Raw genomic sequence first — 21,098 nt, forward strand, 5'->3', positions numbered from 1 at the left:
GTACATTAAACAAGGAGCGGCAATGTATTACGGGTTTGATATTGGCGGAACGAAAATTGCGCTGGGCGTGTTCGACAGCTCCCGGCAGTTGCAGTGGGAAAAGCGGGTGCCGACGCCGAGTGACAGCTATGACGCATTTTTAGATGCAGTGTGTGAGCTGGTTAGCGAAGCTGACCAGCGTTTTGGCAGTAAAGGTTCTGTTGGCATCGGCATTCCGGGAATGCCGGAAACAGAAGATGGCACGCTGTATGCCGCCAATGTCCCCGCCGCCAGCGGTAAACCGCTGCGTGCCGACCTGAGCGCACGTCTGGAGCGGGACGTCCGTCTGGATAATGATGCCAACTGTTTTGCCCTTTCTGAGGCCTGGGACGATGAGTTTACCCAATATCCGCTGGTGATGGGGTTGATTCTTGGTACAGGCGTTGGTGGTGGGCTGGTGTTCAACGGGAAACCGATTACCGGCAAAAGCTACATCACGGGTGAGTTTGGTCATATGCGTTTGCCTGTTGATGCATTAACGTTGATGGGGCTGGATTTTCCGTTACGCCGCTGCGGCTGTGGTCAGCATGGCTGTATTGAAAACTATCTGTCTGGTCGTGGCTTTGCATGGCTGTATCAACACTATTATCATCAACCGTTGCAGGCTCCCGAGATCATTGCGCTTTATGATCAAGGCGATGAGCAGGCAAGGGCGCATGTTGAGCGTTATCTGGATTTATTAGCGGTTTGTCTGGGAAATATTCTGACCATTATTGACCCGGATTTGGTGGTCATTGGCGGCGGATTATCCAATTTCCCGGCAATCACATCGCAACTGGCGGAAAGGTTGCCTCGTCATCTCTTACCTGTAGCTCGTGTCCCGCGTATTGAACGCGCACGCCACGGAGATGCGGGAGGAATGCGTGGTGCTGCCTTCCTACATCTAACCGATTAAACATCAGAGGTTGTTATGCTGTCGCGTCGGGGTCATCGGTTAAGTCGTTTTCGTAAAAATAAACGTCGCCTGCGCGAGCGTTTGCGTCAGCGTATTTTTTTCAGAGATAAAGTGGTGTCGGAAGCAATGGAAAAACCAAGAGTACTCGTACTGACTGGGGCAGGGATTTCTGCGGAATCAGGTATTCGTACCTTTCGCGCCGCAGATGGTCTGTGGGAAGAACATCGGGTAGAAGATGTGGCTACACCAGAAGGTTTTGATCGCGATCCTGAGCTGGTACAGGCATTCTATAATGCTCGCCGCCGTCAGTTACAGCAGCCAGAAATTCAACCTAACGCCGCGCATCTTGCGCTGGCAAAACTGCAAGAAGCTCTCGGCGATCGCTTTTTGCTGGTGACGCAGAATATCGATAACCTGCATGAACGTGCGGGCAATACCAATGTGATTCATATGCATGGGGAATTGTTGAAAGTGCGTTGTACTCGAAGCGGGCAAATTCTCGACTGGACGGGTGACGTCACGCCGGAAGACAAATGCCACTGCTGTCAGTTCCCGGCGCCGCTGCGCCCGCATGTCGTGTGGTTTGGCGAAATGCCGCTCGGTATGGATGAAATTTATACGGCTTTATCAATGGCTGATATTTTCATTGCCATTGGCACGTCCGGGCATGTTTATCCGGCGGCTGGTTTTGTCCATGAAGCAAAATTGCATGGCGCGCATACTGTTGAACTCAATCTTGAACCGAGTCAGGTCGGTAATGAATTTGCCGAGAAACATTACGGCCCGGCGAGTCAGGTTGTGCCGGAGTTTGTTGAGACGTTGCTGAAGGGCTTATAAAGCAGGAAGCATTGCCTGATGCGCTACGCTTATCAGGCCTACAAGGGGACGCAATTAATTGAATTTGCGGGTTTTGTGGGCCAGATAAGGCGTTCGCGTCGCATCCGGCATAATAGACGCACACTTTACTGCCTCTTTTACCGTTTACTCGTCAATAACAACGCGGCAAGAAACGTACAGACACCTACCAGTCCCGCCCAGAGCAGCGATATTCTGGTAATTGCAAAGCTATTATCGATGTACAAACATAAAGACTGATAACCCATATTGGCGATAGTCATAGCCACAGCAAACTTTAACGCATAATAAAAGCGCGTCGTGTAATTAAAAATGACAGCAAAGATGATGAACGTAGCGGCCCAAGTGAAAAATCCTAAAGTTGTGGTACTGCCGGGAGGATCATTTTCATGGCTTTGCCCGGAATGTGGATAATACGTTAGCGGCGGCGTAGGCTGGTTTAATATCTGTGCTTGTAGAATATTTAGCGCATTATTGATTCCCTGATACCAAAGATCGGCATGTAAATAAGCCAGCGTGTGATTTTCTATCAGAAGGCCGAGATGTTTATCGTCCAGACCGCTTTCAACCTTGCCGTTGGTTATTACAATTAACCGTGGCTCGCGGGTAGTAAAGAGTAACAGAACACGTCCTTTTACATCACTCAATGAAGATGACGCATGTGCCAGCATCGCTTTACCATTTTGCCTGAGACTGGCTTCATTATTTATGTCGGGTAAAACCACAATAAACGGTGCAACTCCGGTTTGCTGCCGGAAAAGCTCGGCTTTACGCGCGATCTCCTCAGCATCCGGTACAGTACCTGTAACATCCGTAAAAAGAGTCTTCATTATCGGAATTAGGGGTTTACTGGTTACCGTCAGAGGCAGAAGTATCAGTAAACTGAGCAGTATTATGATTTTTTTCATGGGCGGGGCTTCCGTTTCCTGCGTGACTTTTTGGCAGAGGGGACCCTGATTATCAGACCGATACCACTGAAAATAATGCCGGCTATGCCTACAAAGCCCCATTTAAAAAAATTAACCCAGGGATTGTTTATTTCGGCCTCTTCTGGATGCCCTGGCGGATAATAGACATTGACTCTGTCGCCTTCGCTCTCTTCATAAAAATCACTACCGATAGTTGAATTAAAAATCAGCGTGTAATCTGGCGTAGGGCGAAAGGCAACGACTGGATACCAGGAACCATTATCTCCGACCCTGTGTGAATGATCGTTGTGCCAGACGGCATCGACAATGATCCCTTCAGTATGAACGGCGCTTTTGGTAAAGGTAAAATGGTAATAAAAGATAACTGCAGAAATAAGGATCAGTATCAGGCCGATACCGAGGAAAGCGCGGGATAAAACTCTACTGTCCTGACTCATAAGCACATCCTTGCTAAATAAAAAAGTGGGCGGTAGTTCCTCCGCCCACTTGCTGAATTAACGTCCTGCTTTCAGCTTCTGATAATACTCTTCGTAAATGCTGCTGGCGGAACCAACATCGCTCTGCCATTCGCCATTTTTAATGGTTTCTGCATCAGGGTAGAGTGTTTTGTCGTTCGCCATTTCCGGGCTTAACAGCTTACGTGCGGCCAGGTTCGGCGTCGGATAACCAATGGTTTCCGCAACCTGTTTTGCCACATCCGGGCGCAGAAGGAAGTTAATCAGCTTCAGCGCGCCTTCTTTGTTTTTGGCATTTGCCGGGATTGCCAGGCTGTCCATCCAGAAAATACCGCCTTCTTTCGGCCAGATCACGTCAATTGGCGTGCCTGCCTGACGTGCGACGAAAGCAGAACCATTCCAGATCATACCGAGGTTAACTTCGCCTTCCATATACGGGTTCGCCGGGTTATCGGAGTTAAACGCCGCTACGTTTGGCATCAACTTTTTCAGCTCGTTATATGCGGCTTCAATCTCTTTCGGATCGGTAGTGTTACCGGAATAACCCAGTTTACGCAGCGCCATCTGGAACACTTCACGGGCATCGTCGGTCAGCAGTAAGCTGCCTTTGTATTCAGGTTTCCACAGATCGGCCCAACTGGTAATCGATTTCGGATCAACCGCATCGCCGTTAACACCAATAGCAGTGGCACCCCAGATATATGGAATGGAGTAGTCATTGTTCGGGTCAAACGGCTTGTTGAGCATTTCTGGATCGAGGTTGCTGAAGTTGCTTAACTTCGACTTGTCGATCTTCTGGATCATCCCTTCTTTACGCATTTTATCCACGTAATAGGTCGAAGGAACAACTAAGTCGTAGGCACCATCTTTGTACGTTTTCAATTTGGCGTACATGGTTTCGTTCGACTCGTAAGTCGAATAGATAACCTTAATGCCGGTTTCTTTGGTGAACTGTTCCAGCAGGCCTGGCGGCACGTACTCGGTCCAGTTATAGAAGTACAATGTGTTGTTGTCATCAGCGTGAGCGGCGCTCATGCCCAGTGCCAGAGCACCCGCCGCGAGCAGGTGGCGTGACCATTTTTTCATTTAACGTCCCCTGTGTTACCTTTCGTTTTATCACGAGCAATAAGCTGGCTGGCAATGACCATCACCAGCGACAGTACCAGTAAAATGGTTGCCAGCGCGTTAACTTCCGGCGATACGCCGACTTTGACCATCGAATAAATTTTTAACGGCAGAATTTCATAGCTCGGTCCGGTGACGAACGACGATACCACCACATCATCCATCGACAGGGTAAAGCTTAATACCCAGCCTGCCGCCACCGCCGGCATTGCCAGCGGCAGAATGATTTTTCGTAGAATGGTCAGCTCGCTGGCGCCGAGATCTTTCGCCGCTTCCAGCATCCGCACATCAAATCCTTTCAGACGTGAATAAACGGTCACCACCACAAAGGGTAGACAGAAGGTAATGTGCGAAAACAGTAATGACCAGAAGCCAAGCTGGATCCCCAACAGCATAAACAGAACCAGCAGAGATATCGCCATCACAATATCTGGCGACATCATCACCACAAACAGCATTCCGCTAACGAACGGCTTACCGCGAAAGCGATAACGGTACAGCGCAACCGCCGTCAGTGAGCCGATAAGCGTAGCAAACGTCGCCGAAAACACCGCCATCGTCAGTGAATGTTGCGCTGCCTGTAGCAGGCTATCGTTGTTCATCAGCAGGCTATACCATTTGGTGGTAAAACCCTGCCAGTTGATGCCAAAGCGCGAGCTGTTAAAGGAGTTCACAATCAAAATAATGATTGGAATATACAGGTACGCGTAGATGGCGGTCATAAAACCGCCGCGAAGCAGTCGACCGATCATTCGAGTTCCACCTTCTTATTCAGCAAACGAGACGCGCGCCAGTAAACCAGCAACATCAGGCCCATGATGATAGTCAGCGTAATGCTGGTGGCAGCGCCAAACGGCCAGTCACGAATATTGAGGAACTGCACCTTGATGACGTTGCCAATAAGCAGGTTTTTCGCGCCGCCCATCAGATCGGAAACATAGAACAGACCCATCGCTGGCAGCATTACCAGCAAACAGCCAGCAATAATTCCTGGCATGGTCAGCGGGATGATGATGCGGATAAAGGTCTGCAACTTGTTGGCGCCGAGATCGCGCGCCGCTTCCAGCAAAGGCTTATCTAGCTTTTCGATGCTGGAGTAGAGCGGCATCACCATAAATGGCAGCAAAATGTAAACCAGACCAATAATCACCGCGCTGGGGGTGAACATGATGCGTATCGGCGTGTCGATAACGCCCAGCCACAGCAGGAACTCATTGAGATAGCCTTTAGTGCTAAGAAAAATTTTCAGGCCATAAATACGAATCAATGAGTTGGTCCAGAACGGAACGATCAGCAAAAACAGCAGCAACGGGCGCACTTTGTGCGGCAGTTTCGCCAGAAACCAGGCAAATGGATAACCCAGTACCAGGCAGGCGAGGGTGGCGATCAGTGCCATATTCAGCGAGTGCAACAGCACTTCAAAATAGAGCGGATCGAGCAGACGTGCGTAGTTCTCCAGCGTAAAGACCATTTTGACGAAACTGACGTCGTCGCGGGTCAAAAAGCTGGTGCCAATGATCATCAGGTTGGGGAGAAAGACGAACAACACAAGCCAACCGACAATAGTGACAATCACTACATTCTGGAACTTACTTGTGTTCTTCATCAGCCAGTACGACCTCCCAGCTTTCTACCCAATTAATGGCCATTTTCTGGTCGAGAGAGTGGTCAAAGTCAGGATCGTCTTCATTGAAGAATTCGTTGACCATCACCATTTTGCCATTTTCCAGTTCAACAACCGACTCCAGCGTCATGCCTTTATAGTTACGTTCGCGAACGTAACCAATCAGTCCTTCGGCGTGGTTGTCGTCGTTAATCTCTTCAACACGCAAGTCTTCCGGGCGCAGCAGAACATGCAGTTTTTGCCCTGGTTCAACGGCAAAGTTAACGTAGATATTACACTCGCGGCCTTCGACGTTGGCCCGCACGCGTTGCTCGTCAAGACGCTCAATCACCGTAGCGTTGAACATATTGATTTCACCAATGAATCCGGCGACGAACAGGTTTTTCGGCTCTTCGTAGATTTCGCGTGGAGTGCCGTCTTGTTCAATACGACCATCGCGCATCACCACAATCCGGTCAGACATCGTGAGTGCTTCTTCCTGATCGTGAGTGACGAAAACAAAGGTAATGCCAAGCTTACGCTGTAACGCTTTCAGCTCGTTTTGCATCTGTTTGCGCAGTTTATAATCCAGCGCTGACAGCGACTCATCAAGCAGCAGCAGGCGAGGTTTGTTTACCACCGCGCGGGCAATTGCGACGCGTTGCTGTTGACCGCCTGAGAGTTGATGCGGTTTGCGTTGGGCAAAGCTTTCCAGTTGCACCATCCGCAGGGCTTCCATAACGCGAGGCGTAATTTCAGCTGCGGGGGTTTTTTGCATGCGCAGACCAAAAGCCACATTCTCGAAAACGGTCATGTGGGGGAATAGTGCATAGCTTTGGAAAACTGTATTCACATAGCGGTTTTCCGCCGGAACGTGGGTGATGTCTTCGTTATCCAGCATGATTTGCCCGGAATCAACAGTTTCCAGACCAGCGATCAGGCGAAGAACGGTTGTTTTACCGCAGCCAGAAGGGCCAAGCAGCGTGAGAAACTCGCCATTGTTGATGGTCAGATCCAGCTGGGGGATGACTTCTTTACCATCAAAGCATTTGCGAATTCCCGCCAATTGCACCAGCGGTGAAAGCGAAGTCGGTTGTTTGTTCAATTTTTTACTCTGTCCCATGTAAACGCAACGGATGGCTTACCGATGCGGGGTTTGTGGTTAACCACCTTGGTGACTCTTAATGAGGGCGGTAATTCTACGGCAAACCACTGGAATCGCCAATCCTTGTTGTGAATTACTGGCTTAGCTTTATATTCATTAAGGTAACGTTGATAAATATTCCTGCTTGCAGGGGTAAAAGTGACCTGACGCAATATTTGTCTTTTCTCGCTTCTTAATAATGTTGTCACAAAAAGTGAGGGTGACTACATGGATAAACTACTTGAACGTTTTTTGAACTACGTGTCTCTGGATACCCAATCAAAAGCGGGTGTGAGACAAGTTCCCAGCACGGAAGGCCAGTGGAAGTTATTACATTTGTTGAAAGCTCAGCTTGAAGAGATGGGGCTTATCAATGTGACTTTAAGTGAGAAAGGGACGTTGATGGCGACGTTGCCGGCGAACGTTGCAGGCGATATCCCGGCGATTGGCTTTATTTCTCATGTGGATACCTCACCCGATTGTAGTGGTAAAAATGTCAATCCGCAGATTGTTGAAAACTATCGCGGCGGTGATATTGCGCTGGGGATTGGCGACGAAGTCTTGTCTCCGGTGATGTTCCCTGTCCTGCATCAATTGTTGGGGCAGACGCTGATCACCACCGATGGCAAAACGCTGTTGGGCGCGGATGACAAAGCCGGTATTGCTGAAATTATGACGGCGCTGGCGGTATTGCAGCAGAAAAACATTCCGCATGGTGATATTCGTGTTGCCTTTACGCCAGATGAAGAAGTGGGTAAAGGGGCGAAACATTTTGATGTTGAAGCCTTTGATGCGCGCTGGGCTTACACCGTTGATGGCGGTGGTGTAGGTGAACTGGAATTTGAAAACTTCAACGCCGCGTCGGTGAATATCAAAATTGTCGGCAATAATGTTCACCCGGGTACTGCGAAAGGCGTGATGGTTAACGCGCTGTCGCTGGCTGCTCGCATTCATGCGGAAGTCCCGGCGGATGAAAGCCCGGAAACGACAGAAGGTTATGAAGGCTTCTATCACCTGACAAGCATGAAGGGTACTGTTGAGCGCGCCGATATGCACTACATCATTCGTGATTTCGACCGTAAACAGTTTGAAGCGCGTAAACGTAAGATGATGGAAATTGCCAAGAAAGTGGGCAAAGGGTTACACCCGGATTGCTACATTGAACTGGTGATTGAAGACAGTTACTACAACATGCGCGAGAAAGTCGTTGAGCATCCGCATATTCTTGATATCGCCCAGCAGGCGATGCGCGATTGTGATATTGAACCTGATCTGAAACCGATCCGCGGCGGTACTGACGGTGCGCAGTTGTCGTTTATGGGATTACCGTGTCCGAACCTGTTCACCGGTGGTTACAACTACCATGGTAAACATGAGTTTGTCACGTTGGAAGGAATGGAAAAAGCAGTGCAGGTGATTGTGCGTATTGCCGAGTTAACAGCGCAACGGAAATTGTGATTGCCTGATGTATATGTGGACGGCTAATTACCGGGATGAAATCCGTTATATTGATGCTGGTCCACATACTTATCGTGCCTATAGGCGTTCAGCGCGTGTAGGCACGATAAGTCACAAATTCAAATTTACCCTTCGAAGAACCAATATCCGCTATTGACCAGCGCCGCAAGCATCGCAAGGAATGACGGGTCTTCCAGCGCATCGCCAAAATTATCGGCGGTCAGCGCAATATTGCTGGCGAGTGCATTCAGCGCCGGACGATGCGGGGAATCTATCTTCTCGCCATTGGCATACACATCGTCGCCAATGCGCAATACGCGCAGCCCCCCCAGACGCATCAACACATCACCTTGTTTCAACGCATCGTAAATTTCATCTGGCTGATACGGCGGTTCCGGCGGAGCGATATCCAGTTCATGACGCGATTGCGAGATAAACTCGCCAAACCACTGTTTAAAGTGTTCCGGCTGGTTGATTAACTCAAGCATCATTTCACGCAGTTTATCCATCTCCTGCGGCAAAACGTCCGCCGGGTGGGCGCGAGGAGGGACATCAGGATCGCTGTAGTAATTACCGCCCAGTTCATGCTGCAGCACGTAATCGGCAAATCCGCTAATCAGTTCCCGCGTATTGGGCGCGCGAAAACCAACAGAATAGTTCATCGCATTTTCCAGCGCGTAACCTTCGTGCGGGAATCCCGGCGGAATATAGAGAATATCGCCAGGCTCCAGCTCTTCATCGATAATCGCTTCGAACGGCTCGACCTGTAACAGATCCGGGTGTGGGCAGTGCTGCTTCATTTGCCGTTTTTCACCCACCCGCCAGCGACGGCGACCGGTGCCCTGAATAATAAACACATCATACTGATCGAGATGTGGACCAACTCCGCCGCCAGGCACGGAAAACGAGATCATCAGGTCGTCAATGCGCCAGTCCGGCAGTTCACGAAACGGACGCATCAGAGCGGCAGTCGGCTCATGCCAGTGATCAACGGCCTGGACCAGCAATGACCAGTTGGTTTCACCGAGATGATCGTAGCTTTCGAATGGTCCGTGGCTGACTTGCCATTTTCCATCCTGATGGCTGACCAGCCGACTATCGACTTCGCTTTCCATCGCCAGACCTGCCAGCTCGTCAGGAGAGAGCGGGTCAATAAAATTATTAAAGCCGCGTTTCAACACCACCGGACGTTTCTGCCAGTGGCGTTCAAGAAAATCGGGCCAGTTAAGAGTGAGTTGGTATTCCATGTTAAGCATCCGCAGGCTGGTATCTGAGTCCGATTATAACGGATGGTTAACGTAATGCGCGCAGAAAGGGCATATTTATTCATCCTTTGGCGCAGAATGCTGGCGGCCAAAAATAACCTCCATGCGTGCGCCGCCGAGCATACTCTCTCCGGCGATAATTTTTCCGTCATATTGTTCGGTGATTTCGCGGGCGACAGCCAGACCAACGCCTTGCCCAGGACGTAACGTATCAATACGTTGACCGCGATCGAATATTACCTCACGTTTGCTTAATGGGATCCCCGGCCCATCATCTTCAACCATAATATAAAGATGATCGTCAGTTTGTCTGGCTGAAATTTCGACAAATTCGAGGCAATATTTACAAGCATTATCCAACACGTTGCCCATCACCTCGACAAAATCATTCTGCTCACCAACAAAGCTGATTTCCGGTGAGATATCGAGGGAAATATTGACCCCTTTGCGCTGATAAACTTTGTTTAGCGCTGACGTGAGATTGTCGAGCAGTGGGGCGACAGGGTGCAATTCGCGGCTAAGCAGCGTGCCCCCGCGCATGTTGGCTCGATGCAGGTAGTAGCCGATTTGTTGCGAGATGCGGCTAATTTGCTCCAGCATTACCGGCTCGGCTTCGTTGACGTTCATCTTCTCACTACGCAGTGAACGCAGTGTACTTTGCAGCACCGCCAGAGGCGTTTTCAGGCTGTGAGTCAGGTCGGTGAGCGTGGTGCGATACTTGTCGTAACGTTCACGTTCACTCTTCAGTAGCCGGTTCAGGTTGCGCACCAGACTGGTCAACTCCCGGGTAGTCGTGGGGTTAAGCTGTTCGCGATGATGTTCTTCCAGTTCGCGAACTTCCCTTGCCAGCGCTTCAATGGGACGTAAACTCCACCAGGCTGCGACCCACAGCAAAGGAATTACTAACAATAGATTGGCCGAGAGCACATAAATAAACCAGCTCCAGACCATATATGAACTTTTAAGCTCAATGGGTATAGTATCAACCACCACGATGGTTAACTTCGGCATCTGCGACGTTGGCGGGTAGACATTCACCGCCACCGAGTGGGTCATCTCAGCATCGTCGTCATCTTCCCGTACTTCCTGTAACTGCCGTTGTATCGAATGATCCTCACTAAGCAGGATACTGGTAGCGTTAACATCTGCCTCTATTTCATGAAAACCATTAGATTTTAGCCAGTCAGGCTGAATCATCTTCAACAACCAGGGAACGTCGCGTTGTGCCCATAAAAGTTGCCCGTTCTCATTATAAATCAGCGTTATTGTGGGGCTTTGCTTATCGATATTTTCTGGCAATTCGACATGCAACTTATTGTTTTCCCATTTCGCCAGCGTATAGAACAGATTGCTCTCGCCGCGTAACAGACGAAACGTTGTCTTATCGAAACTGACGCTATAGCCAATCAGTGCGACTACTCCGTAAGCAAGCGAAAGCACTAATACGACAGCCGCCGTAGCCAATAAAAAACGCACTCGCAGTGAGAGCGGAAAAATAAGACGCAGTAATTTTTTCATCAGCGTAATTCGAAAAGATAACCCTGGCCGCGAACGGTGGTAATGACTTCGTGCGGATATTGCGCCTGAATTTTTTTGCGCAGTCGGCCCATTAATACATCAATGGTGTGACTTTCCCGCAGTTCAGCATCCGGGTAGAGCTGCAACATAAGGGAATCTTTACTGACGACTTTGCCGTTATTACGGATCAGCGTTTCCATAATGGTATATTCAAACGCCGTTAGTTTAATCACTTCCTCATTGATCGATAATTCACGGCGAGAGAGATCAACCTGAAACGGCGGCAGTGAAATAACCTGTGAAGCCAGACCGCTATTGCGGCGCATCAACGCCTGCATCCGCGCCATGACCTCTTCAATATGAAACGGTTTGGTTACGTAATCATCGGCCCCGGCGCTTAATACTTCAACTTTGTCCTGCCAACTTTCCCGGGCGGTTAATACCAGAATAGGTAGCGAAACATCATTACTGCGCCAGCGGCGGATTAAGGACAGACCATCTTCGTCGGGTAGCCCAAGATCGACGATTGCGATATCCGGTAAATGTTCATTGAGATAATAATCCGCCTCTTTGGCATCTTCCGCGTCATCGACCTGATGACCCGCGTCCTGAATCTGGACTTTAAGGTGATGACGTAACAAAGCATTGTCTTCGACAACCAGTACGCGCATTTTTATTTCTCCCTGTCTTAATTATAAAAATAGTGTAACGCGATTATGTATTTATGGGGCTAAACATTAAATAAACCAGCGGGGCAGGGAGGTAAAGAGAAAAAAGAAAAGCGGATTATCTTAATAAATGTGCCGGACAGCATTGCCATCCGGCACAGGAGTGAGGCTTACTTCAGCTCATCAACCATCGTGATGGCGCGGCCAATATAGTTGGCGGGAGTCATTGCTTTCAGACGCGCTTTCTCTTCTTCCGGCAACGCCAGGCCGTCAATAAATTGCTTCATGCCTTCGGCATCAACGCGTTTACCGCGAGTCAGCTCTTTCAACTTCTCGTACGGTTTCTCGATACCGTAGCGACGCATGACTGTCTGGATCGGCTCTGCCAGCACTTCCCAGTTGTGATCCAGTTCATCCAGCAGATGGTCACGGTTCACTTCCAGTTTGCTCACGCCTTTCAGAGTGGACTGGTAGGCGATCAGCGCATAACCAATACCTACGCCAAGATTACGCAGAACGGTAGAGTCGGTCAGGTCACGCTGCCAGCGGGAGACCGGTAGTTTGCTTGCCAGATGCTGCAATACTGCGTTAGAAAGCCCCAGGTTACCTTCGGAGTTTTCAAAGTCGATTGGGTTCACCTTGTGCGGCATAGTGGAAGAACCAATCTCTCCAGCGATAGTTTTTTGTTTGAAGTGGTTAAGGGCGATGTAACCCCAGACGTCACGGTCGAAGTCGATCAGAATGGTGTTAAAACGTGCAATACAATCAAACAGTTCGGCAATGTAGTCGTGCGGTTCAATTTGAGTGGTGTATGGGTTCCACTGAATGCCCAGCGAGGTGACGAACTCTTCGCTGAACTGATGCCAGTCAACTTCCGGGTAAGCGGCGATGTGGGCGTTATAGTTACCGACCGCGCCATTGATTTTACCGAGAATTTCCACCTGGTTAAGCTGGCGGAACTGGCGTTCCATACGGTAAGCGACGTTCGCCATCTCTTTACCGATGGTTGACGGTGTCGCAGGCTGCCCGTGGGTGCGAGATAACAGTGGAATATCGCGATACTGAACGGCGAGATCTTTAATACCGTCAATCAGTTGACGCCAGTACGGCAGAATAACTTCATCACGGGCGGTTTTCAGCATCAACGCGTGGGAGAGGTTGTTGATATCTTCCGAAGTGCAGGCAAAGTGAATGAATTCAGAAACTGCGTGTAGTTCCGGGATCGCCGCCACTTTTTCTTTCAGGAAATACTCAACCGCTTTGACGTCGTGGTTAGTGGTACGCTCGATGGTTTTGATTCGCGTCGCATCTTCTTCACTGAACCTGGCGACGATTGCATCAAGGTAACCGATTGCGTCGGCAGAAAAAGCAGGAACTTCCTTGATCGCTGCGTGCGCGGCCAGCTTTTGCAGCCAACGTACTTCAACTTGTACACGGAATTTCAGCAAACCATATTCGCTGAAAATCCCGCGCAGCGCGCTGACTTTATCGCCGTAGCGTCCATCGACAGGGGAAACGGCGGTCAGTGAGGATAATTCCATAGATCACAACTCCGGGGTTAAATGAGCAAGAATTTGTTTTGCCTGAGTGGTCAGGCGATTACGAGAAAACATCAGTTGCAGACGTCCACCGCCAACCTGGTGCCAGAGCACGGCAGCACGAATGCCAGCCAACAGAGTAGCGCGAACTTTTGCCTGCACCTGCGGGCTTTGCAGCACGGCAGGGGAACCAGTGACCTGAATGCGCGGGCCAAGCGGGCTGATAACATCAACATAAATAGCAGCCATCGCACTCATCAGCGTTTCGGACTGTAAATCGAAATGTTCAAGCTGACGTTGCAGGCCGTTAATCCGGTTACCCAGGGTATCAAGCGCGCCTTTGGCAGACGAGAGCTTACGCTCAAGCACCATCAGACTCAGGGTGTAGCGGGTTAACTCTGCGTTTAGGCCCTGACGACTGCTGGCATTGAGCACGCCAAGCAATGTTTCCAGCCCGACGCGCAGGTTGGCTTCGCTGCCGCCAAAAACCCCCAACGTGGAGCTGGGGTTCATATCAATAATACTGTTAAGTGAGACGTGTAGCGCATCGGCATCACAATGCCCCTGGTGAGCGAGTTGTTGCACCAGGCGTGCCGACTGACAAATACCGGCCAGGGCGAGGGTGATGTCATAGTAATTCTTTGCCACGTTCACTGCTTCCTTGTTTAAGTAAAGATAATAATCAGACCGGCAGCGGCAGACGCTGCTCGATAATACCGCCACCGAGGCACACTTCACCGTTATAGAAGACGGCAGACTGGCCCGGCGTCACGGCGGCAACGGGTTCATCAAAAATCACTTCAATGCGATCATCGTCCAGCGCCTTGACGGTGCACGGGATGTCGGTCTGGCGATAGCGAGTTTTTACTGTGCAACGCATAGTGCCTGTGAAGGGCTCACGATCGACCCAGTGCAGCTGCTGGGCAATCAGACCGACAGACATCAGACGCGGGTGTTCATGGCCCTGCGCAACAATCAGAATGTTGTTTTCGACGTCTTTATCGACCACATACCACGGTTCTTCGGTGCCTTCTTTGGTGCCACCGATACCCAGACCTTTACGCTGGCCAAGAGTGTGATACATCAGCCCCTGGTGCTCACCAATTTCATCGCCATCGACGGTAATGATTTTGCCCGGTTGCGCCGGGAGATAACGGCCCAGGAACTCGCGGAATTTACGTTCGCCAATAAAGCAAATGCCGGTAGAGTCTTTTTTCTTCGCGGTAACCAGACCGAGATCTTCTGCAATCTTACGCACCTGCGGTTTTTCCAGTTCGCCGACCGGGAACAGGCTTTGCGCAATCTGCTCATGGCTGAGCGTATAAAGGAAGTAGCTCTGGTCTTTATTGCTGTCCAGACCACGCAGCAGGCGGCTCTTACCATCGACATCGGCACGACGAACGTAATGACCGGTAGCGATATAATCGGCACCTAAATCTTCGGCGGCAAATTCGAGGAAAGCTTTAAATTTGATCTCTTTGTTGCACAGAATATCCGGGTTCGGCGTGCGACCGGCTTTATATTCGGCAAGGAACAGTTCAAAGACGTTGTCCCAGTACTCGGCAGCAAAGTTGACGGTGTGCAGTTCAATGCCGAGCTTGTCGCAGACAGCCTGGGCATCAGCCAGATCCGCTGCCGCCGTGCAATATTCCTCACCGTCGTCTTCTTCCCAGTTCTTCATAAACAGGCCTTCGACCTGATATCCCTGTTGTTGCAACAGCCAGGCAGAAACGGAGGAATCGACACCGCCGGACATACCGACGATCACTTTTTTTGCGGTTTCAGACATTGGATTACTCACGACATTGAACTTCAAGGCGGCGTATTCTATCACGCAGCCCCTTAGATGGCACCCTTTGTAAAAGGCCAGTTAAACTCGCCAATCATCTCCAGCGGGTAGCGTTGCCCGCTTTGATAACAACGAATACTTTCCGCCACTAACGGCGAGCGCAGATTGGGCGCCTGTAAAATTTCTTCGGCGCTGACCCACCGGCAGCAATCGATATCACTATCATGTGGTTGTGTCGGGCATATTTGCTCAAGTTCAATGGCAAACAGGAAACGCAAAAACGGTGTTTTATCCGGTGCAATCCACTGATGCATACGAATAAAGTGCTGTGGTTGCGCGCTGATGCCAGTTTCTTCCCACAACTCACGGGCAGCGGCTTCCACTAAGGTTTCATCCGCTTCCAGATGCCCGGCGGGTTGGTTCCATAACGCTTTACCATTAATCGTTTCTTCAACAACTAAAAATTTGCCCTCAGCGTGTACCACGCAGGCTACGGTAACGTGCGGTTTAAACATTGTGCATCCTTATTCTGTTGCTTCTCGCCATTCGCCGTTAGCGAGATTATCCAAAGAGTAATCACCCATCGCATAGCGAATCAGTCGCAGCGTGGGAAAACCAACATGGGCGGTCATGCGGCGCACCTGGCGATTACGTCCTTCATATAAGGTGATCTTAAGCCACGAGGTAGGAATACTTTTGCGTTCACGAATTGGCGGATTACGCGACCATAACCACTCTGGTTCGGCAACTAATTCCACGCCAGCGGGCAGGGTTGGGCCATCATTTAAGGTTACGCCATTGCGCAAGGCTTCCAGCGCGTCTTGTGTGGGAATTCCTTCCACTTGTACATAATAGATTTTCCCGGTGCGTTTGCCCGGCTGGGTTAAACGTGCCTGCAATGCGCCATTATTAGTGAGCACCAGTAACCCCTCGCTATCCCGGTCGAGTCGGCCCGCTGCATAAACGCCCTGAACCGGGATGAATTCTTTTAATGTTTTGCGTCCGGCTTCATCGGTGAACTGCGGAAGAACATCGTAGGGTTTATTGAACAGGATCACACGCGTCGGTTGGTTTTCAGGCTTGCGTCTGGAAGAGCGCTGCGAGCTGAATCGCTTAACCTGGTGATTTCTAAAAGAAGTTTTTTGCATGGTATTTTCAGAGATTATGAATTGCCGCATTATAGCCTAATAACGCGCATCTTTCATGACGGCAAACAATAGGGTAGTATTGACAAGCTAATTACAAATCATTAACAAAAATTGCTCTAACGCATCCGTATAGCAGGGCGCAAACGCATATGCAACGTGGTGGCAGACGAGCAAACCAGTAGCGCTCGAAGGAGAGGTGAATGGAAAGTAAAGTAGTTGTTCCGGCACAAGGCAAGAAGATCACCCTGCAAAACGGCAAACTCAACGTTCCTGAAAATCCGATTATCCCTTACATTGAAGGTGATGGAATCGGTGTAGATGTAACTCCGACCATGCTGAAAGTGGTCGATGCTGCCGTCGAGAAAGCCTATAAAGGTGAGCGTAAAATCTCCTGGATGGAAATTTACACCGGTGAAAAATCCACACAGGTTTATGGTCAGGACGTTTGGCTGCCTGCTGAAACCCTTGATCTGATTCGTGAATATCGCGTTGCTATCAAAGGCCCTCTGACCACTCCGGTTGGCGGCGGTATTCGTTCTCTTAACGTTGCCCTGCGTCAGGAGCTGGATCTTTACATCTGCCTGCGTCCGGTACGTTACTACCAGGGCACCCCAAGCCCGGTTAAACACCCTGAACTGACCGATATGGTTATCTTCCGTGAAAACTCGGAAGACATTTATGCGGGTATCGAATGGAAAGCTGACTCTGCCGACGCTGAGAAAGTGATCAAATTCCTGCGTGAAGAGATGGGCGTGAAGAAAATTCGTTTCCCGGAACATTGCGGTATCGGCATTAAACCGTGTTCTGAAGAAGGCACCAAACGTTTGGTTCGTGCAGCGATCGAATACGCAATTGCTAATGATCGTGACTCAGTGACCCTGGTGCACAAAGGCAACATCATGAAATTCACCGAAGGTGCGTTTAAAGACTGGGGCTACCAGTTAGCGCGTGAAGAGTTTGGCGGTGAATTGATCGACGGCGGCCCGTGGCTGAAAGTCAAAAACCCGAACACCGGCAAAGAGATCGTCATTAAAGACGTGATCGCTGATGCGTTCCTGCAACAGATTCTGCTGCGTCCGGCTGAATATGATGTTATCGCCTGTATGAACCTGAACGGTGACTACATTTCTGACGCCCTGGCAGCGCAGGTTGGTGGTATCGGTATCGCCCCTGGCGCAAACATCGGTGACGAATGCGCCCTGTTTGAAGCCACCCACGGTACTGCGCCGAAATATGCCGGACAGGACAAAGTAAACCCAGGCTCTATTATTCTCTCCGCTGAGATGATGCTGCGCCATATGGGCTGGACTGAAGCCGCAGACCTGATTGTTAAAGGTATGGAAGGTGCAATCAACGCCAAGACCGTAACCTATGACTTCGAACGTCTGATGGAAGGCGCTAAACTGCTGAAATGTTCAGAGTTTGGTGATGCGATCATCGAAAATATGTAATTACCACATGTGTTAAATATTATAACGGGCGTATAACACGCCCGTTGTTTTATGATGATGTAAAATCTTCCCCAAAACTGGCTATTTTCTATGCTGTTTTGATATATACGATAACCCGGTATTTACAGAGTTTCCTCAAAGAATGGAGCTAATACTGAAATCGCTTCAGCCACATAGGCTTTGCCGTCATAGAGGTCCATATGGTTAGCGCCTTCAACAATGTGATAGCGTTTATCCTGACTTGATGCTCGATCGTACAGGTCGTCACTCATCCATTTACTTCCTGCCAGACTGCCCGCCACAATCTGCATCGGCTGAGTCAGGTACACTTCCGCCATATGGTAAGCATCATAGGTAATCATCTGGTTAAGGCTGCGCAAAGTAGCGTAACCCGGTGCTGTTGGATACTGCGCGCGAGAGGTGTGGTAATACTCCCAGGCCTGACGCAGTTCTTCGTTCGGCGCATCGGCCTCCTTCATTGGCGCCAGTGGCATAATAGCGTATTCTCCGCTGCTAATATCGCTGGTTCGGGCGTTTGAACCCGCTTCAATGTGTGGCAGAGCATCAATAGATTTCACATTGTTTTCCCAACCATTGCGGAACATCGAACCAATATTGACCGCACTAACGGTGCCGATAGCCTTGATGCGGCGATCCTGAATTGCAGCATTGGCTGTATATCCTGCACCAGCACAAATTCCCATCGCACCAATTCGGGCATTGTCGACATAAGAAAGTGTTGTCAGGTAATCAATTACGGCACTGACGTCTTCAGTACGAATGTATGGGTTTTCTAACTGACGCGGCTCGCCGCCGCTTTCACCTTGATAAGATGCGTCATAAGCAATAGTGACAAATCCCTTTTCCGCCAGTTTTTCGGCATAGGTTCCGGCCGTTTGCTCTTTAACGCCCCCACCAGGGTGAGATACCACAATTGCCGGATACTGACGGGTTTCATCAAATTGGGGAGGGAAATAGATCACAGCAGACAAAGAGATGGTTGGATTATTGCTGTTAGTGAAGCTGACTTTATTATTCATCATTCCGTTCCTCATGGCGTTGCCGGTTCGTTTTAACGGCTGGTGATATCACTATAGATATTGATCATTAAGTTGATTAGACCCAAAATCATGATTGGACCTATCATTTAAATGATTAATAGATTGTATAGAGATACTGAATGAAGCGTGAAGAAATCGCTGATCTGATGGCATTCGTCGTCGTTGCAGAGGAGCGTAGCTTCACTCGCGCAGCAGTCCGCCTGGGCATGGCGCAGTCAGCTTTAAGCCAGATAGTGCGTCGTATAGAAGAACGATTGGGATTGCGGCTCCTGACGCGAACCACGCGTAGCGTTGTGCCAACTGAAGCGGGCGAACATCTTTTATCTGTTCTTGGCCCGATGTTGCATGACATAGATTCAGCCCTGTCATCCCTGAGTGAGCTGCAGAATCGCCCATCCGGGACAATACGTATTACTACAGTAGAACATGCAGCAAAGACGATACTGCTACCAGCCATGCGCACATTCCTGAAATCGCATCCTGAAATTGATATTCAGCTTACCATTGATTATGGTTTGACCGATGTCGTTTCTGAACGTTTTGATGCAGGTGTCCGTCTGGGAGGGGAGGTGGATAAAGATATGATTGCCATTCGAATCGGGCCTGATATACCAATGGCTATTGTTGGCTCACCGGATTATTTTTCCCGCCGAAGCGTTCCAACGTCAGTGTCACAATTAATAGACCATCAGGCCATTAATTTGTATCTTCCCACATCGGGTACAGCGAATCGCTGGCGATTAATACGTGGTGGACGTGAGGTTCGTGTTCGCATGGAAGGTCAGCTTTTACTGAATACGATAGATCTGATCATTGATGCTGCAATTGATGGGCACGGATTAGCGTATCTACCTCATGATCAGGTTGAGCGGGCGATTAAAGAAAAAAAACTGATACGTGTTCTGGATAAATTCACACCAGACTTACCCGGTTATCACCTGTACTATCCACACCGTCGGCATGCTGGCTCGGCATTCTCCTTATTTATAGATAGGCTGAAGTATAAAGGCGCTGTTTAGTTTTGCTTGATGATACGTTGATTTCATTTTTCCCTTAACGTGTTCACAGTTCCTTTCGACGTTTTAGTTATTTTTTCTTCTTCATACAATGGCGGCAATTACTTTCTTTTATTTTTATTATCGTGGATGTTAATACCAGAACTTCTGACCCTACGATGCATGTTTTTTGTATATTATCTGTATCAGGCAAAGAGTGGCGCAAATTGTGGATGGTGGGGGAGTATAACCCGGAAGAGTTTACATTTTTGAACGGTATTTTTTGTAATGTAAAGGAAAATCTGTGTCGGAATGATCGCTATTTGGGTGCAGATGGCAGAAGGAGTGGGGAAATAAATAATAATTCTACGATGATATTATTTGGTTGTATCGGTTAGTGATGAACTCAGGTCGCCAGATGCTGCACTATCTCCGGCGTGGATGATGCTTTCAGTCTCAGACTTACTGACATCGCTCAATGGGATTCTTTCGTCCTCAGTGAGCGCATCGAAACCATAACTAACCAATTGAATAGCCTGCAAGAGTATGTGAGATCACAGTGTTCATATTAGAAAAGTCTTATCATAAGATTTTTTATATGGATGCATTATGTCTCAATACGCTCGTGCCGCTTTAATTGCTTATAATTTGGTTGCCGATAAATCAATGTCTCCTCGTGAGGCTTGGGACGCCGCTGTTGCTAAGGTTACAAAAAGCGAATCCTCAAGAAAGAAGGGATGCCCAAGGGCAACGTTTCTCGCCTTGGCGGATTGCGGTTATCTGAAGAATGTAGAACCACAGTATGGGGAGAAAAAAGGCGGTAAGTTGTACCAAAGGGCGGTTGAAGTTGCGAATCTGATTCTTGATTTACCCGGAATTAGCAAAGCTGAGTTAGTTGATAAAACTTGCTATAAAGACGGGCAAGGGTCTTATGACATTGTGCTAACACTCGCTCAGTGCGGATTTCTCCAACGCCCTCAGCAAGATATTAAGTGATTTATGGCCTCGCTGTTAGCGGGGTTTTTTCATATCTGAATCTCACCACCGGATGCACTGACTGGCTTCGTGGCTGTTTTCAACAGTGAGGAGGCATCGTGGCATCTCGTTGAAGACCCGCGGGGTAAGACTGTCAGTGGCGTGGCTTCAGGTAATGCGCTATCCC

At 49.3% G+C, this 21,098-nt stretch carries 23 protein-coding genes and 1 pseudogene; 9 read left to right on the forward strand and 15 right to left on the reverse strand.

Annotation, left to right across the window (positions count from 1 at the left end):
* Positions 1 to 22: 22 nt before the first annotated feature.
* Positions 23 to 934, forward strand: coding sequence for an N-acetylglucosamine kinase (gene nagK, locus PS053_RS01160; protein ID WP_000291317.1), 912 nt, complete (start codon positions 23 to 25; stop codon positions 932 to 934).
* Between the two features lie 15 nt (positions 935 to 949).
* On the forward strand, positions 950 to 1,771 hold the full coding sequence (gene cobB, locus PS053_RS01165; protein WP_059227642.1) for a Sir2 family NAD+-dependent deacetylase: 822 nt from the start codon (positions 950 to 952) through the stop codon (positions 1,769 to 1,771).
* 137 nt (positions 1,772 to 1,908) lie between these two features.
* Here the strand turns inward: cobB and PS053_RS01170 are convergent, their stop codons facing one another.
* Genes PS053_RS01170 through potA form a run of 6 tightly spaced genes read right to left on the reverse strand, consistent with a single transcriptional unit; the run spans position 1,909 to position 7,024 of the window.
* A complete protein-coding gene (locus tag PS053_RS01170) occupies positions 1,909 to 2,697 on the reverse strand; it encodes a TPM domain-containing protein (protein ID WP_000720231.1) in 789 nt (262 codons plus the stop codon).
* The gene (locus PS053_RS01175) at positions 2,694 to 3,155 is read right to left on the reverse strand and encodes a DUF3592 domain-containing protein (protein ID WP_002461997.1); all 462 of its coding nucleotides are present in this window, start codon (positions 3,153 to 3,155) and stop codon (positions 2,694 to 2,696) included. The genes PS053_RS01170 and PS053_RS01175 overlap by 4 nt, the downstream gene beginning before the upstream one ends.
* Before the next feature lie 57 nt (positions 3,156 to 3,212).
* Complete coding sequence (potD, locus tag PS053_RS01180) at positions 3,213 to 4,259, reverse strand: spermidine/putrescine ABC transporter substrate-binding protein PotD (RefSeq protein ID WP_000759312.1); 1,047 nt, start codon at positions 4,257 to 4,259, stop codon at positions 3,213 to 3,215.
* Positions 4,256 to 5,050 (reverse strand): spermidine/putrescine ABC transporter permease PotC, encoded by a 795-nt coding sequence (potC, locus tag PS053_RS01185; protein WP_000580318.1) that lies wholly within the window; start codon positions 5,048 to 5,050, stop codon positions 4,256 to 4,258. The genes potD and potC overlap by 4 nt, the downstream gene beginning before the upstream one ends.
* Positions 5,047 to 5,904 (reverse strand): spermidine/putrescine ABC transporter permease PotB, encoded by an 858-nt coding sequence (gene potB, locus PS053_RS01190; protein ID WP_000799421.1) that lies wholly within the window; start codon positions 5,902 to 5,904, stop codon positions 5,047 to 5,049. The genes potC and potB overlap by 4 nt, the downstream gene beginning before the upstream one ends.
* Positions 5,888 to 7,024: a spermidine/putrescine ABC transporter ATP-binding protein PotA gene (potA, locus tag PS053_RS01195; protein ID WP_000531605.1), complete on the reverse strand. Its 1,137-nt coding sequence runs from the start codon at positions 7,022 to 7,024 to the stop codon at positions 5,888 to 5,890. Before potA ends, potB begins: the two co-directional genes overlap by 17 nt.
* Positions 7,025 to 7,273: 249 nt before the next feature.
* Here potA and pepT point away from each other — a divergent pair, with 249 nt between their 5' ends.
* Positions 7,274 to 8,503: a peptidase T gene (gene pepT, locus PS053_RS01200; RefSeq protein ID WP_025237152.1), complete on the forward strand. Its 1,230-nt coding sequence runs from the start codon at positions 7,274 to 7,276 to the stop codon at positions 8,501 to 8,503.
* Positions 8,504 to 8,628: 125 nt separating this feature from the next.
* Here the strand turns inward: pepT and roxA are convergent, their stop codons facing one another.
* From roxA to rluE, 8 genes are all read right to left on the reverse strand, one after another.
* On the reverse strand, positions 8,629 to 9,750 hold the full coding sequence (roxA, locus tag PS053_RS01205) for a [50S ribosomal protein L16]-arginine 3-hydroxylase (RefSeq protein WP_105175824.1): 1,122 nt from the start codon (positions 9,748 to 9,750) through the stop codon (positions 8,629 to 8,631).
* Between the two features lie 75 nt (positions 9,751 to 9,825).
* A complete protein-coding gene (gene phoQ / locus PS053_RS01210; RefSeq protein WP_000735428.1) occupies positions 9,826 to 11,286 on the reverse strand; it encodes a two-component system sensor histidine kinase PhoQ in 1,461 nt (486 codons plus the stop codon).
* On the reverse strand, positions 11,286 to 11,957 hold the full coding sequence (gene phoP, locus PS053_RS01215) for a two-component system response regulator PhoP (RefSeq protein WP_001265484.1): 672 nt from the start codon (positions 11,955 to 11,957) through the stop codon (positions 11,286 to 11,288). Before phoP ends, phoQ begins: the two co-directional genes overlap by 1 nt.
* Before the next feature lie 167 nt (positions 11,958 to 12,124).
* On the reverse strand, positions 12,125 to 13,495 hold the full coding sequence (gene purB, locus PS053_RS01220) for an adenylosuccinate lyase (RefSeq protein ID WP_025237149.1): 1,371 nt from the start codon (positions 13,493 to 13,495) through the stop codon (positions 12,125 to 12,127).
* Positions 13,496 to 13,498: 3 nt separating this feature from the next.
* Complete coding sequence (gene hflD, locus PS053_RS01225) at positions 13,499 to 14,140, reverse strand: high frequency lysogenization protein HflD (RefSeq protein WP_024164967.1); 642 nt, start codon at positions 14,138 to 14,140, stop codon at positions 13,499 to 13,501.
* A 34-nt stretch (positions 14,141 to 14,174) separates the two neighbouring features.
* The gene (gene mnmA, locus PS053_RS01230; RefSeq protein WP_001353282.1) at positions 14,175 to 15,281 is read right to left on the reverse strand and encodes a tRNA 2-thiouridine(34) synthase MnmA; all 1,107 of its coding nucleotides are present in this window, start codon (positions 15,279 to 15,281) and stop codon (positions 14,175 to 14,177) included.
* 53 nt (positions 15,282 to 15,334) lie between these two features.
* On the reverse strand, positions 15,335 to 15,796 hold the full coding sequence (gene nudJ / locus PS053_RS01235) for a phosphatase NudJ (RefSeq protein WP_000476091.1): 462 nt from the start codon (positions 15,794 to 15,796) through the stop codon (positions 15,335 to 15,337).
* Positions 15,797 to 15,805: 9 nt separating this feature from the next.
* Positions 15,806 to 16,459, reverse strand: coding sequence for a 23S rRNA pseudouridine(2457) synthase RluE (gene rluE / locus PS053_RS01240; protein WP_256879471.1), 654 nt, complete (start codon positions 16,457 to 16,459; stop codon positions 15,806 to 15,808).
* A 170-nt stretch (positions 16,460 to 16,629) separates the two neighbouring features.
* Between rluE and icd the strand changes: the two genes are divergently transcribed.
* Positions 16,630 to 17,880, forward strand: a complete 1,251-nt coding sequence (gene icd, locus PS053_RS01245) for an NADP-dependent isocitrate dehydrogenase (protein ID WP_000444501.1) — start codon at positions 16,630 to 16,632, stop codon at positions 17,878 to 17,880.
* Positions 17,881 to 18,002: 122 nt separating this feature from the next.
* Here icd and PS053_RS01250 read toward each other — a convergent pair whose 3' ends face one another.
* Positions 18,003 to 18,923: an alpha/beta hydrolase gene (locus PS053_RS01250; protein ID WP_059216632.1), complete on the reverse strand. Its 921-nt coding sequence runs from the start codon at positions 18,921 to 18,923 to the stop codon at positions 18,003 to 18,005.
* A gap of 137 nt (positions 18,924 to 19,060) precedes the next feature.
* Between PS053_RS01250 and pgrR the strand changes: the two genes are divergently transcribed.
* From pgrR to PS053_RS01275, 5 genes and pseudogenes are all read left to right on the forward strand, one after another.
* Positions 19,061 to 19,960 (forward strand): DNA-binding transcriptional regulator PgrR, encoded by a 900-nt coding sequence (pgrR, locus tag PS053_RS01255; RefSeq protein ID WP_000817715.1) that lies wholly within the window; start codon positions 19,061 to 19,063, stop codon positions 19,958 to 19,960.
* Positions 19,961 to 20,169: 209 nt separating this feature from the next.
* Positions 20,170 to 20,334 (forward strand): YcgJ family protein, encoded by a 165-nt coding sequence (locus PS053_RS01260; protein ID WP_419669172.1) that lies wholly within the window; start codon positions 20,170 to 20,172, stop codon positions 20,332 to 20,334.
* Between the two features lie 30 nt (positions 20,335 to 20,364).
* Positions 20,365 to 20,508 carry a lysis system i-spanin subunit Rz gene (locus tag PS053_RS01265; protein WP_095573847.1) on the forward strand — a complete coding sequence of 48 codons (144 nt, stop codon included), beginning with the start codon at positions 20,365 to 20,367 and terminating at the stop codon, positions 20,506 to 20,508.
* A gap of 37 nt (positions 20,509 to 20,545) precedes the next feature.
* Positions 20,546 to 20,932 carry a DUF6979 family protein gene (locus PS053_RS01270; RefSeq protein WP_054413128.1) on the forward strand — a complete coding sequence of 129 codons (387 nt, stop codon included), beginning with the start codon at positions 20,546 to 20,548 and terminating at the stop codon, positions 20,930 to 20,932.
* 39 nt (positions 20,933 to 20,971) lie between these two features.
* Positions 20,972 to 21,094, forward strand: a pseudogene (locus PS053_RS01275) (tail fiber assembly protein); the annotation flags it as partial.
* Positions 21,095 to 21,098 lie beyond the last annotated feature (4 nt).

The organism is Escherichia albertii, from assembly GCF_028622335.1.
GTDB lineage: Bacteria > Pseudomonadota > Gammaproteobacteria > Enterobacterales > Enterobacteriaceae > Escherichia > Escherichia albertii.

What these genes read in the sequence shown, in the direction of transcription:
- PS053_RS01250 (WP_059216632.1), bottom strand. Translation starts at nt 18,923, where the DNA reads ATGATGAATAATAAAGTCAGCTTCACTAACAGCAATAATCCAACCATC.
- nagK (WP_000291317.1), top strand. Translation starts at nt 23, where the DNA reads ATGTATTACGGGTTTGATATTGGCGGAACGAAAATTGCGCTGGGCGTG.
- cobB (WP_059227642.1), top strand. Translation starts at nt 950, where the DNA reads ATGCTGTCGCGTCGGGGTCATCGGTTAAGTCGTTTTCGTAAAAATAAA.
- roxA (WP_105175824.1), bottom strand. Translation starts at nt 9,750, where the DNA reads ATGGAATACCAACTCACTCTTAACTGGCCCGATTTTCTTGAACGCCAC.
- icd (WP_000444501.1), top strand. Translation starts at nt 16,630, where the DNA reads ATGGAAAGTAAAGTAGTTGTTCCGGCACAAGGCAAGAAGATCACCCTG.
- potB (WP_000799421.1), bottom strand. Translation starts at nt 5,904, where the DNA reads ATGAAGAACACAAGTAAGTTCCAGAATGTAGTGATTGTCACTATTGTC.
- phoQ (WP_000735428.1), bottom strand. Translation starts at nt 11,286, where the DNA reads ATGAAAAAATTACTGCGTCTTATTTTTCCGCTCTCACTGCGAGTGCGT.
- PS053_RS01170 (WP_000720231.1), bottom strand. Translation starts at nt 2,697, where the DNA reads ATGAAAAAAATCATAATACTGCTCAGTTTACTGATACTTCTGCCTCTG.
- PS053_RS01270 (WP_054413128.1), top strand. Translation starts at nt 20,546, where the DNA reads ATGTCTCAATACGCTCGTGCCGCTTTAATTGCTTATAATTTGGTTGCC.
- potD (WP_000759312.1), bottom strand. Translation starts at nt 4,259, where the DNA reads ATGAAAAAATGGTCACGCCACCTGCTCGCGGCGGGTGCTCTGGCACTG.
- PS053_RS01260 (WP_419669172.1), top strand. Translation starts at nt 20,170, where the DNA reads ATGGTGGGGGAGTATAACCCGGAAGAGTTTACATTTTTGAACGGTATT.
- nudJ (WP_000476091.1), bottom strand. Translation starts at nt 15,796, where the DNA reads ATGTTTAAACCGCACGTTACCGTAGCCTGCGTGGTACACGCTGAGGGC.
- potC (WP_000580318.1), bottom strand. Translation starts at nt 5,050, where the DNA reads ATGATCGGTCGACTGCTTCGCGGCGGTTTTATGACCGCCATCTACGCG.
- purB (WP_025237149.1), bottom strand. Translation starts at nt 13,495, where the DNA reads ATGGAATTATCCTCACTGACCGCCGTTTCCCCTGTCGATGGACGCTAC.
- mnmA (WP_001353282.1), bottom strand. Translation starts at nt 15,281, where the DNA reads ATGTCTGAAACCGCAAAAAAAGTGATCGTCGGTATGTCCGGCGGTGTC.
- potA (WP_000531605.1), bottom strand. Translation starts at nt 7,024, where the DNA reads ATGGGACAGAGTAAAAAATTGAACAAACAACCGACTTCGCTTTCACCG.
- phoP (WP_001265484.1), bottom strand. Translation starts at nt 11,957, where the DNA reads ATGCGCGTACTGGTTGTCGAAGACAATGCTTTGTTACGTCATCACCTT.
- pepT (WP_025237152.1), top strand. Translation starts at nt 7,274, where the DNA reads ATGGATAAACTACTTGAACGTTTTTTGAACTACGTGTCTCTGGATACC.
- rluE (WP_256879471.1), bottom strand. Translation starts at nt 16,459, where the DNA reads ATGCGGCAATTCATAATCTCTGAAAATACCATGCAAAAAACTTCTTTT.
- PS053_RS01175 (WP_002461997.1), bottom strand. Translation starts at nt 3,155, where the DNA reads ATGAGTCAGGACAGTAGAGTTTTATCCCGCGCTTTCCTCGGTATCGGC.
- pgrR (WP_000817715.1), top strand. Translation starts at nt 19,061, where the DNA reads ATGAAGCGTGAAGAAATCGCTGATCTGATGGCATTCGTCGTCGTTGCA.